At 44.8% G+C, this 12,700-nt stretch carries 7 protein-coding genes; 4 read left to right on the top strand and 3 right to left on the bottom strand.

Features of this window, described 5'->3' with window-relative positions:
• Nucleotides 1–64: 64 nt before the first annotated feature.
• Both MED222_RS10885 and MED222_RS10890 read right to left on the bottom strand, forming a co-directional pair.
• On the bottom strand, nt 65–676 hold the full coding sequence (locus MED222_RS10885; RefSeq protein WP_009847076.1) for an OmpA family protein: 612 nt from the start codon (nt 674–676) through the stop codon (nt 65–67).
• Nucleotides 676–1,983: a TolC family outer membrane protein gene (locus tag MED222_RS10890; protein WP_017096715.1), complete on the bottom strand. Its 1,308-nt coding sequence runs from the start codon at nt 1,981–1,983 to the stop codon at nt 676–678. The genes MED222_RS10885 and MED222_RS10890 overlap by 1 nt, the downstream gene beginning before the upstream one ends.
• A gap of 301 nt (nt 1,984–2,284) precedes the next feature.
• Here MED222_RS10890 and MED222_RS10895 point away from each other — a divergent pair, with 301 nt between their 5' ends.
• From MED222_RS10895 to fabV, 4 genes are all read left to right on the top strand, one after another.
• On the top strand, nt 2,285–6,094 hold the full coding sequence (locus MED222_RS10895) for a VCBS domain-containing protein (RefSeq protein ID WP_009847074.1): 3,810 nt from the start codon (nt 2,285–2,287) through the stop codon (nt 6,092–6,094).
• 440 nt (nt 6,095–6,534) lie between these two features.
• The gene (locus MED222_RS10900) at nt 6,535–7,164 is read left to right on the top strand and encodes a TetR/AcrR family transcriptional regulator (RefSeq protein ID WP_009847073.1); all 630 of its coding nucleotides are present in this window, start codon (nt 6,535–6,537) and stop codon (nt 7,162–7,164) included.
• A gap of 63 nt (nt 7,165–7,227) precedes the next feature.
• Nucleotides 7,228–9,510: an acyl-CoA dehydrogenase gene (locus MED222_RS10905; protein WP_009847072.1), complete on the top strand. Its 2,283-nt coding sequence runs from the start codon at nt 7,228–7,230 to the stop codon at nt 9,508–9,510.
• 209 nt (nt 9,511–9,719) lie between these two features.
• Nucleotides 9,720–10,922, top strand: coding sequence for an enoyl-ACP reductase FabV (gene fabV / locus MED222_RS10910; RefSeq protein ID WP_009847071.1), 1,203 nt, complete (start codon nt 9,720–9,722; stop codon nt 10,920–10,922).
• A gap of 184 nt (nt 10,923–11,106) precedes the next feature.
• Here fabV and MED222_RS10915 read toward each other — a convergent pair.
• Nucleotides 11,107–12,700, bottom strand: a 1,594-nt coding sequence (locus tag MED222_RS10915) for an aspartate:alanine antiporter (protein WP_009847070.1), incomplete at its 5' end; no start/stop codon positions are given.

Below are 12,700 nucleotides of genomic sequence, written 5' to 3'. Positions count from 1 at the left end.
GAAGCTAAGCTGTATTTGTAAGCGACTTTACCTTGCATCTTGCGCTTTCAGTGATGATGTCACGTTACTTTTCTAGTGTGCTAAAAATGGTCCACTCCTCAACGATCTGTTCACTTAACCCAACTACAGTCGCGGTTACCTTACGGTTCAGTGCATGTGAAGTAGGATCGTCACCATCGTTTTCTAAGCGTTCTTCACCATAGCCAACAATTCTCACGCGCTCCGGTTCTATACCATTCGAAAGTAACTCGTCTTGTACATTGTTTGCTCGTTTCTTTGACAAGTCTAAGTTGTATTCGTTGGAGCCCACTTTACTGGCGTAACCTTGGATCTCAATTGAAGCGCTTTTGTAGTTTTCAAGAAACTCTGCCATGGTGCTAATTTGGCTAGAAAATATTGGGTTTACTTCAAATGAGTCATGAGCAAAGAGTATTTTTAGCTGTCGGACTTCTTCCGCTCGAATTGTTTCACCACAGCCATCATTGTCGACTTGTGATGTTTCTGGTGTGCTAGGACAGGTGTCTCGCGCGTTTACTACACCATCTTTATCATCGTCTTGCAGGTCTGCAATTTGTTCAGCTTCGGGCGTTTCGATGTAGGCTTCTCGCTGCTGATTGGAGCAGGCAAATAAAGTCATCGTTAATACGGGAAGTAATAAGTAAGTTATTTTCATCATTAATACTCCACGGCCGTTGTCCACTCTTCCGGTATATCAACCAGCAGAGCATTCAATAAAGAACCTGTAGCGTTCATCACTCGGTATTTAGCGTACTGCTCCGAATAATGGGCATCCAGATAATCTTTGCGTGCTTCAAACAGTTCGTTCTCAGTATTGAGCAGGTCAAGCAGAGTACGTTTACCTATTCGGTATTGTTTTTCATAGGCGATAACGGTTTCTGAAGCTGAATCAACATGGTCGGACAAAAAGTTTTTCTGTTGCAGTGTGAGATCTAAGGCGCTCCATGAGAGGCGAAGTCCTTCTTCGACTTGGCGATAAGCACGATCTCTAAGATCTTTCGCCTTATTGAGTTGGTAAGCAGAAGCTTCTGAATTGGCGCTGTCTGTACCACCATTGTACAAGTTATACCGCATTCTCAGCATTGCGAGCGTTTCTTGACTTGAACCTTCATCGCCTCCTGCATCATCACGCCATGACTGAGACGCTTCGATAGAGAATGTAGGATAGTTTACGCCTTTGGACTGTTTATATTGAAAATGTGCTGCGTCGACATCTGCCGCCGCTATTTTAATTACAGGGTGTTTATCTAAAGCGTCAACTAGGGCATCTGACAATGACAGTGGAATCCAAGATATGTCGGCCCTTGGGTAAATCAGACCTAGCGGTTCTTGTCCTACAACTCTTCTAAATTGGGTATGTGTGTCGATCAAATTATTCTGGGCGGCTAATAAGTTACCATGAGCTTTTGCAATCCTAGCTTCTACTTGCGAAACGTCTGCGGTAGAACCTATGCCTGAACTCGCTCGTTTTTTTATGTCTTTATAGATTTTCTTGTGTATCGCAAGGTTACTTTCTGACAGCGCCAGTACCTCAGTCGCTTTTACTGCGTCGAGATATATTTGTGTTACCTCCAGTGCTTTGTCTTCGGCATCTGCTATCAATTGCAAACGAACTGATTCGGCTTCTGCAGCGGTACGGTCAATATCGTTCAGAGTCGAAGAACCATCCCACAGCAATTGAGTGAGGGAAATCGTTGCTTCCTTTCTTGTTAGATCCGTGTCTGGACCGTTATTTGGTGCAGGGTTTATACCTTCATAACCAATACCGGCATCAAGGTCGATACTCGGCCTGTATGCCCCACCAGAGGCGTCATTACGCTTTTTCACGCTCACATATTCGTTAAAGATGCTTTTTATCTCTGGATTCGTTGCCAGGGTAATAGCCACAGACTGTTCCAGAGTTTGAGCGGCGAGTGGTGCTGCAGCAACTAAGCAACACATTATGGATAATTTAAACAATTTCAAAGTAGCTCTCCTTCTACTTTCAATGCCTCATCCGTTTCCCAACCTACGTTTACCGTTGAATTGAGTGAATGGTATTAAACGAAGCTTAGGACATTTGCAAAAAAATGCGAAGTTTGTTGGTTTTTTTTTGAATGTAAGTCGCTATTGCTATTGACTAATTTAAAAAGCATCGCATTTCCATGCCTTTAGTGAGTTGATTATCAATAATGCCACTACTAAATTTATTGTAGGAAATAGCCACAGCGCAGAGTGGGATTGGATCCGCGTTTGGTGTGTTCTGGGCAGAAGTGGGAATATGGATATGGGAAATATCAACCTAAGTATACTAGGTCTTGCGAACGGCGTTATAGTGCTCGACGCTCAAGGCCAAGTTAGACGTTTGCCTCCGGGCGAGCAACCAGCTACTAGCGACGTCATTGTCACTGTCGAAACAACTGAAGAGAGCGTGCCAAACGTTTCTGCGCGGTTTGTCGATGACCAAGGTCAGCAAAACGTGATAGACACTGATGATGCGATCGCTCAAGTTCAACGTGCTATTGAAGAAGGGTTTGATCCAACAGAATTGGGTGAAGAGTTTGATGCCGCAGCAGGTGAGCAAGGCTCAAGTCTAACCAACAGCGGTAGGATTGAACGTACAGGGGCTGAAACTCTGGCTTCAACAAACTTTGAAACTGACGGACTTGAATCTCAAGGGCTGTCCGAAACTCAAAGTATTGCTCTTTTCGATATCATTGCTCTTGCGCTTGTTTCAGGTGAAACCAACGTTATTGAGTTTGAACAGGATGAGCCTATTGAAACCGGGGGCGTTTTAACCATTGACGATCCGGACGTTACCTTTATCGCCAAAGATGCGGAAGGCGAAAATGGGGTCGGGTCTTTTGTCGTTAATGAGGATGGCTCGTGGACATTCGTGGCCAACAGTCCATTTGATGAACTTGCTGATGGCGAGCAAATTCAAGATACGACGACAGTGCAAACCTCCGACGGTGGCGAACAAGTCATCACCGTCACCATCATTGGTACTGATGATGCGGCAGTCGCTACCGATGACTCGGGCAGTGTGACTGAGGACATTGATGTAGATGAGATCACCAATCAATTAGTGACGTCTGGTCAGATCGTAATTACAGATGTAGACAGCGACACTCCTACCTATTCAGCTGACGGTGAGTTTAACCTCGTAGGTTCAACAAACGAATCACAGCTAGGCGTATTGAGCATCGACCCTGATGGTGCTTGGACTTACGTAGTTAACAACGACGATGTTCAGTACTTGGATGACGATGAATTCGTTACTGAGGTTTATACCGTGACAGCCAGTGACGGTACCACTAGCGAAGTGACTATCACTATTAACGGTGCCGATGATCCATCTGACATAGCCGTTGGTGAAGGTGATTCAGACACAGGAGAAGTGACTGAGGATGTGGATGTTGATCAAGAGAGCAACAACTTAGCGACGTCAGGGACGCTAACCATCACCGATGTCGACGATAACGACGTCGCTGCTTTCGAACCAAACGGTGTGTTTAACCCAGAAGGTTCGACCAATGATACCGCTCTGGGTTTTTTGACCATTACCGATGGTGGTGAATGGACTTACGTCGTCAACAACGATGATGTGCAATACCTTGACGACGATGAGTTTGTCACCGAGGTTTACACGGTTACTGCAATAGACGGAACCACGAGCGAAGTGACCATTACTATTAACGGTGCCGATGATCCGTCCGAGATTACCGTAGGAGAAGGTGACTCAGACATGGGTGAGGTGACGGAAGATGTCGATGTTGACCCGGAGAGTAACGACTTGATGGCGACGGGAACACTGACGATTACCGATGTTGATGCTAATGATGTGGCGGCTTTTCAACCTAACGGAACGTTTAATCCTGAAGGTTCGACCAATGATACTGCGTTGGGTATGTTGACCATTACCGACGATGGCGAATGGACTTACGTCGTAGACAACGACGATGTGCAATATCTCGATGACGATGAATTTGTCACCGAGGTTTACACGGTGACTGCGATTGACGGAACCACAAGTGAAGTAACTATCACCATCAATGGTGCTGATGATCCATCCGAAATTACTGTCGGAGAAGGTGACTCAGACATGGGTGAGGTGACGGAAGATGTCGATGTTGACCCGGAGAGTAACGACTTGATGGCGACGGGAACACTGACGATTACCGATGTTGATGCTAACGATGTCGCGGCTTTTCAACCTAACGGAACGTTTAATCCTGAAGGTTCGACCAATGATATTGCGTTGGGTATGTTGACCATTACCGACGATGGCGAATGGACTTACGTCGTCGACAACGATGATGTGCAATATCTCGATGACGATGAATTTATCACCGAGGTTTACACGGTTACTGCGATTGACGGAACCACAAGTGAAGTGACAATCATTATTAATGGTGCTGATGATCCATCTGAGATTACGATTGGGGAAGGTGACTCTGACGTGGGAGAAGTGACAGAGGACGTCGATGTCAATGAAGATACCAACGAACTCTCGGTGTCCGGTACTTTAACGATTACTGACGTCGACACGAGTGACATGCCTGCATTTAAACCTAATGGCGTGTTTACCCCTGTTGGATCTACTTATGCACTTGCACTAGGTATGTTAACGATTACTCCTGAAGGGGCATGGAGTTATGTCGTTGATAACGATGCGGTTCAATACTTGAACGATGACGACACGGTTATTGAGCGATATGTCGTCACCGCCATCGATGGTGTAGAGCATGTTATCGAGATAACCATCAATGGTGTCAATGACGCACCTGAAGCGACCAGTTTCACGGTCGTTAATGATGAGGACGCGATTATACCTATCCTCTTCGATTCTGAAGATGGCGGCATGCCAGATTACATCTCAGATATAGAAGATGATCATGACGACATTCCACTTAATATTCGGATAGAAAGTTTGCCAACCAACGGCAGCCTTTTGTATACCGATGAAAATGGCGTCACGAGAGAAATTGTGCAGTCTGACGTCGACAACGGTGTGTTGTTTGTCCCAAATAATATCAGCTTCGTTGCCGGGCCAGGAGAAATGTTTGAAATGGGCTTCAGTGGTGACCCTGACGATATGCCAGAGCTCGTTGATGGTTTCTATAATTGGGGCGTCGCGGTGTCACCAACCGAGAGACTTATTACCCTAGATAACGGCAATACGATTACGGTTACGATTGAAGACAACAATAATAAACCTTTGAAACAGTATCAAGGTGAACAGTCTCATGTCGGTTTTGGTATTGGTGATACCGATGGTAGAGGTATGAACAAACAGGAGACCTTAGTCCTCGATTTTACGAATAACCCATTAGGGGTCGTTGATTTTGGTTTAGATGGTTTGGGTGGTTCATTTAACACCAATAGTAATGTTTATGTTGAAGTACTCTATACCTTTGCTGATGGTACAACGCATACAGAGCAGTATCAGAAAGACCCCGGAGACACCGGAAATAGCCAACTTCTTTATGATTTTAGTTATTCATCACCAGATAATCCGATCGTTGGAATGGAGTTGTCATCGACAGGGGGCAGTTGGGAGTTACGCTATGTCCAAGGTAACGAGGCGGTAACTGAAGGCCCGCAGTTTGATTATGTCGCGGTCGACTCTAATGGCGCAGAAAGCACGGTAGAGACGGTCACCATAGATATCGAAGAACCGCAGCAATATAACGTTATTAGTGCAGCGAGTAATGAACCTTTGTATGCCGAGTCAGGCAACGATCTGCTGATTGGAGATAGCGGAGACAACATCTTCACTTGGCTAGACTCTACGCTCGACAATGGGACCGATATCATTAAAGACTTTGAGCTTTATACGGAGGGCGCCGGTGATCTGATTGACCTAAATGATCTACTTGAAGACCCACAAGATGAAACTCAAATGGCTGAGCTGCTTGGCATGATTGAAGTGTCTGTTGATGGAGACGATATCGCACTATCGATTCCAATCAATGGCGGCAGTGGTACTCAAACCATAGTGGTTGAAGGTATTGCAACGGAAATGGGAGCTTCGGTTGATCTCGGCAATGATCTTTCGGTGCTAGCCGAGTTAATCAAAAATGATGCTGCCTAGTCGGATCGTGAAATGCTTTGAACTTTAATGTAATGAAAGCCTTCGGTTTCGAGGGCTTTTTTGTGTCTACTATTAACCAAAAAAAAACACCGTGATCTTAGATAAAAAAAAGCCCAAACCAACGCGGTTTGGGCGGATACAAGTATAGGAGTTAATAAGGAAAATGCAGTAATTAAGAAAACAGTGAGAAACAAGTTTGACGGCCTGTTAAACATCTAAATACTCTGTTTTCTACTTAATTTATGACCCTCGATTATCATTTCAGTTCCCCAAAAAATTCATTAATTTTCTCTTTTTAATTAAACGCGCCTCTATTCAATCGCTTAGAACGTAATGCTTATAACTGGTACGACCAATTTGTGAAAATGTGATGTTGCTTGCTTGTTAAATAAATGTTCTAAGCGTATATTTCAAACAGTTGTTTAATACGAGTGATTGAAATGGCACCAAGAAGTACAACCAAAGACAAAATCTTAGATGTGGCTGAAGGCTTATTTGCTGAGCACGGTTTTAATGACACCTCTTTACGCACGATTACGAGTAAAGCCAATGTCAATCTTGCTTCAGTGAACTACCACTTTGGCGATAAGAAGACTCTGGTTCGTGCGGTACTCAATCGTTACTTAGAAGCATTTATGCCAGCATTGCAAGATGCACTAGTGAACTTAAATTTGAACGAAACGTATTCTATGAGTGACGTGTTTGAGTCTTTAAGGCAGCCACTAAGGGCACTCAATGATGTAAGGCCAAATGGTACGAGTCGATTTATGTTACTCATCGGTCGAGGCTATACAGATGTGCAAGGTCATTTGCGTTGGTTCATTACTACTCGTTATAGCGAAGTACTGACTTTGTTTACCAACTCAGTAATGAAAGCTAACCCAAACCTCACTCAAGAACAGTTATTTTGGCGATTGCACTTCACCCTAGGGACTTGTGTATTCACCATGGCATCTAGCCAAGCTCTAATAGAAATTGCAGAGAATGACTATGACAGAAAGATAGATGCGAAGGCAGTGGTCGATATTCTTATTCCTTATTTGGCCGCTGGCATGTCAGCAAAAGAATAAAAGAATAAAACAATAAAAAGCAAAATATTCACAAACAATATAGTGAACAAAAGGATCTGAACTATGAGCTCTCTAAGACAAAAATGGGTAAGTGACCCAGCTTTTAAACTCTTTAAAAAAGTACTACCACCCCTATCTAGCACCGAGAAAGAAGCGATGGAAGCGGGTAGCGTGTGGTGGGACGGAGAGCTGTTTTCTGGTAAACCAGATTTCACTAAGCTTCACCAGTACCCAAAACCTCAGCTGACACCAGAAGAGCAATCGTTCATGGACAATGAACTTGAAACTTTGCTCGCTATGCTCGATGACCACAAAATTGTGAAAGAAGACCGAGACCTTCCTGAGGAAGTATGGAACTTTTTACGCAAAGAGCGTTTCTTCTCGCTAATTATCGCGAAAGGGTACGGCGGCCGTGAATTTTCGGCGCACGCCAACTCTACAATCGTAACTAAGATTGCAACGCGTAGTATCAGTACCGCGGTTTCGGTAATGGTTCCAAACTCTCTTGGCCCTGGTGAGCTACTGTCTCACTACGGAACTCAAGATCAAAAAGACTACTGGCTTCCACGTCTAGCTGACGGTACAGATATCCCTTGTTTCGCACTAACAGGCCCTGAAGCAGGTTCTGATGCGGGTGGTATCCCTGATGTCGGCACTGTGTGTATGGGCATGCACGAAGGTAAAGAGACACTAGGCATCAAGCTTAACTGGAACAAGCGTTACATTACGCTAGCACCAGTGGCAACGGTACTTGGTTTGGCTTTCAAACTGCACGATCCAGAAAAGCTACTGGGTGACAAAGAAGACATTGGTATCACTTGTGCGCTTATCCCGGCAGACCACGAAGGTGTTGTGATCGGTGAGCGTCATGATCCACTTGGTCTTGCGTTTATGAATGGCCCAACACGCGGTCACGATGTATTTATTCCTATGGAATGGCTAATCGGTGGCGCAGATTACGCAGGTAAAGGCTGGCGTATGCTGGTGGAATGTCTGTCTGCAGGTCGTGGTATCTCATTACCCGCACTTGGTACGGCGATGGGCCACCTAACAGCGAAAACGACCGGCGCATACGCTTATGTTCGTAAGCAGTTCGGTATGTCGATTGGTAAATTTGAAGGTGTTGCAGAGAGCTTAGGCCGTATTGGTGGTTTAACGTATCTATTAGAAGCGACTCGTACACTGACAACCACTTCACTTGATATGAAAGAGAAGCCGGGTATCGTAACGGCTATCGCGAAGTATCACATGACAGAGATGGCTCGTACTATTCTGAATGACTCAATGGATATCCATTCAGGTCGTGCAATTCAAGATGGCCCAATGAACTACTTGGCTGCGCCTTACCTAGGTATTCCAGTTGCTATCACAGTAGAAGGTGCGAACATTCTAACTCGTAACCTGATGATCTTCGGTCAAGGTGCGACACGTTGTCACCCATACGTATTGAGCGAAATGGAAGCGGCAGCGAACCCAGATGAGAAGCAAGGTGCAAAAGACTTTGATAGCTTGTTGTTCAAGCACATCTCACACGCAACTAAAAACACGTTTGGTGCGTTTGGCGCAGCACTAACTGGCTCTAAGTTCATTAAAGCCGACATGAGCGGTCCAACGAAGCCTTACTACCAAGATTTGACTCGTTTGAGCCGCGCACTTGCAGTGAGTGCGGATTTCGCAATGCTGACGCTAGGTGGTGAACTGAAACGTAAAGAGCTTATCTCTGCACGTTTGGGTGATGGTCTAAGTTACCTATACATGGCGTCTGCTGCACTTAAAAAGTATGAAGACGAAGGTCGTCAACAAGCTGACCTAGACTACGTACACTACGCGGTTCAACACTGTTTCCACAATGCGGCTAAGTCGTTACAAGAAGCGTACCGTAACTTCCCGAACAAGATGGTTGGCAAAGTACTTAAAGGTCTAGTTTTCCCTGTAGGTAACCACTTCGAAAAACCAAGTGATAACCTAACAGTTCAACTAGCAGAAAGCTTGATGACTCCGGGCGCACACCGTGAACGTCTGACTCACCTTTGCTACATCGGCAAGGAAGAGGATGATAGTGTTGGCCTTATGGAGAACGCGTTCAATGCGATGTACAGCATCAAGCCTCTGGAGCGTAAGATCTTCAAAGCAGTGAAAGAGGGCAAAGTGGCTCGTAAAGGCTTGTTGGCAGACAAACTGGCTCAAGCACTTGCTGCCGATGTTCTGACACAAGAAGAAGTCGACCAAATTGTTGCTGCTGATAAACTGCGTTACACAGCGATTCAAGTTGACCACTTCAGTCATGACTTTAGTGAAACTTTGACGCGAAAAGAGTTAAAACCTAAGCTAAATAGCGTTGCTTAGATAACGAAATGATAAAAGGCACCTAATAAGGTGCCTTTTTTGTTTTTGTCGTAGAAGTCGCAATAGAAGCGTTAACAAATGGTGACTTAGTCGGCAAATATCAGTTGAGTGCTCCAACCACTTGCATTTTCACCACATTTTTACAGAAATTAGATGCCATTTGCGCACGAAACTCTTATCCTTAACCTGATTTTTTAAGGAAGTTGAATATGATCATCAAACCTCGAATTCGCGGATTCATCTGTACTACAACACATCCAGTCGGTTGTGAAGCTAATGTAAAAGAACAAATTGCTTACACAAAAGCTCAAGGCCCAATCGCAAATGCACCTAAACGTGTACTCGTTGTTGGCTCTTCAAGTGGCTACGGCTTGTCTTCACGTATTGCGGCTGCATTTGGTGGCGGCGCTTCAACTATCGGTGTTTTCTTCGAGAAAGCCGGTACTGAGAAAAAGCCGGGCACAGCTGGTTTTTACAACTCAGCAGCGTTCGATAAGCTAGCTAAAGAAGAAGGCCTGTATTCAAAAAGCCTTAACGGCGATGCTTTCTCTAACGAAGCTAAACAGAAAACAATTGACCTGATCAAAGAAGATCTAGGTCAAATCGATATGGTTGTGTACTCACTGGCATCTCCAGTGCGTAAAATGCCAGAGACTGGCGAAGTGATTCGTTCATCTCTTAAACCTATCGGTGAGACTTACACATCTACAGCGGTAGATACAAACAAAGATGCGATCATCGAAGCAAGCGTTGAGCCTGCTACTGAAGAAGAGATCAAAGACACTGTTACTGTAATGGGCGGTGAAGATTGGGAACTTTGGATCAACGCACTTTCTGAAGCGGGTGTTCTAGCTGACGGTTGTAAGACTGTTGCTTACAGCTACATCGGTACAGAGCTAACGTGGCCAATCTACTGGGATGGCGCGCTAGGTAAAGCTAAGATGGATCTAGACCGTGCAGCATCAGCGCTTAACGAAAAACTAGGCCAAACTGGCGGTACTGCAAACGTTGCTGTTCTGAAGTCTGTTGTGACTCAAGCAAGCTCTGCGATTCCTGTTATGCCTCTTTACATCGCGATGGTGTTCAAGAAGATGCGTGAAGAAGGTATTCACGAAGGTTGTATGGAACAGATCTTCCGCATGTTCAGCCAACGTCTATACAAAGCAGACGGCAGCGCAGCAGAAGTTGATGAAGTGAACCGTCTACGTCTAGATGACCTAGAACTGCGTGACGACATTCAAGAGCATTGTCGTAACCTATGGCCTCAAATCACAACTGAAAACTTAAAAGAACTGACTGACTACGTTGAGTACAAAGAAGAGTTCTTGAAGTTGTTCGGTTTCGGTGTTGATGGTGTTGATTACGAAGCTGATGTAGAGACAGCTGTTGAATTTGATGTAGCTGATATCTAATTCACAAATCAAAATAAAACGAAATAGGCGCTCATTGAGCGCCTATTTTTTTGTCTGTAGTTTGAGGAAAGTAGTATAGAGATTTGGGATGAGAAAAGAGATTAAGTAATAAAAAATGCACTAACTCAAAGATGAATTAGTGCATTTAAAATATCTAATCTAAAGCGCTATAACGCTGAATAAACTAGCTGATGATAATGATAAAGGTACCCGCTAAGGTCATCAATATATTGGCTATCGCGTACGTACCTGCGTACCCCAGTGCTGGGATAGTTGAACGAGCGTGGTCGTTTACTATGTCCATTGCCGGAGCACAGGTTCGTGCGCCAATGATGGCTCCAAAAAGAAGAGCTCGGTTCATTTTCAGTGCGTAAGCGCCGACTAGGTAAGCGAAGAATACCGGCAGTACACTCACGATAAGTGCTATCCCGATAACTTGCGGACCCACTTGGGTCAAATGCTCAAATATCTTACCACCGGCGCTCAAGCCGATACCGACCATAAAGAACATCAAACCGAGATCTTTGACCATATTCAACGCCCCTTGAGGAACGTAACCGAAGGTAGGGTGGTTCGCTCGTAAGAAGCCAAGCATGATGCCCGATAGAAGAAGACCAACTGCATTACCTAAACCAAATGAGACTTGGCCGAATGTCATGGTGATCAAACCAAACAAAATGCCCAGAATGAAGAAGCTACAGAAAGCCGTCAAATCGGCCATTTGGCTGTGAATCGAGATGAAACCAATTTTTTCTGCAAGGCCGTGAACACGGCTCTTTTCACCACTGACTTGTAGTACATCACCTTTAGAAAGTACGATGTTTAAATCCATCGGCATTTCAATTTGAGCTCTTACTACGCGGTTAAGGAAACAGCCGTATTCGGATAAGTTTAAGTCAGATAAACGCTTACCTGCGATGTTGTCACTTTTAACGACAATCTCTTCTTCAACGATTCGTAGATCGAGAAGGTTACGGTCAAAAACTTCTTTGCCGTTTCGGAAACTTGGATCAAGACGAGCGTGGCTGTCAGGGAAGCCAACTAATGCGATTTCATCGCCTTCTTGCAGAATGGCATCGCCATCAGGGTGGGCAAGAATACCATTACGTCGAATCCGCTCGATGTAGCAACCAGTTTGGCGATAGATGCCAAGCTCACGAAGGTTCTTGCCATCAGTCCAGGTAATTAGCTCTGGTCCCACACGATAAGCTCGGATAATGGGTAAGTAAACCTTACGCTGGCCAGAGGTGCCTAGGCCACGCTCTTGAGCTATTTGTTCTGCAGAGTCGTGTAGGTTTACTTTCTGAAGCTTTGGAATAAGGCGGGCAAACATAATCATACTGATTAAGCCGACTAAATAAGCCATCGCGTAACCTACAGAGAGGTTTTCTATAACCAGACCCAGGTCCATGTTTCTTGGCACTTCAGCTAAACCTGAATTGAGTGCATCTTGCGCACCAACTAATATTGGTGTTGCAGTTAGTGCTCCCGCCATCATGCCTGCGGAAAGTCCGAAACCAAGACCTAAATATTCGCTGCAAAAATAAGTAAGGGCAATGGCCGTAGAAAGTACAACGAGGCTAAGAATGAGGTAATGCTTACCATCTCTGAAGAATATACCGAAGAAGTTGGGCCCGGCTTCAATACCTACACAGTAAATGAAGAGCATGAAACCAATCGTGAGAGCGTCGGCGTTAAAGGAAAAGCCAAGATGTCCCATGATAAGAGAAGTAATCAGAACACCGATTGAATTTCCTAGTTGGAGACTACCGAAACGA

The organism is Vibrio sp. MED222, assembly GCF_000153005.1.
GTDB lineage: Bacteria > Pseudomonadota > Gammaproteobacteria > Enterobacterales > Vibrionaceae > Vibrio > Vibrio tasmaniensis_A.
The sequence above is the reverse complement of the archived record's forward strand: the minus strand, read 5'-3'. Positions and strand labels throughout refer to the sequence as shown.

Excerpts from the sequence above, each read along its gene's own strand:
- MED222_RS10905 (WP_009847072.1), top strand. The coding sequence starts at position 7,228 with ATGAGCTCTCTAAGACAAAAATGGGTAAGTGACCCAGCTTTTAAACTC.
- fabV (WP_009847071.1), top strand. The coding sequence starts at position 9,720 with ATGATCATCAAACCTCGAATTCGCGGATTCATCTGTACTACAACACAT.
- MED222_RS10885 (WP_009847076.1), bottom strand. The coding sequence starts at position 676 with ATGATGAAAATAACTTACTTATTACTTCCCGTATTAACGATGACTTTA.
- MED222_RS10900 (WP_009847073.1), top strand. The coding sequence starts at position 6,535 with ATGGCACCAAGAAGTACAACCAAAGACAAAATCTTAGATGTGGCTGAA.
- MED222_RS10895 (WP_009847074.1), top strand. The coding sequence starts at position 2,285 with ATGGGAAATATCAACCTAAGTATACTAGGTCTTGCGAACGGCGTTATA.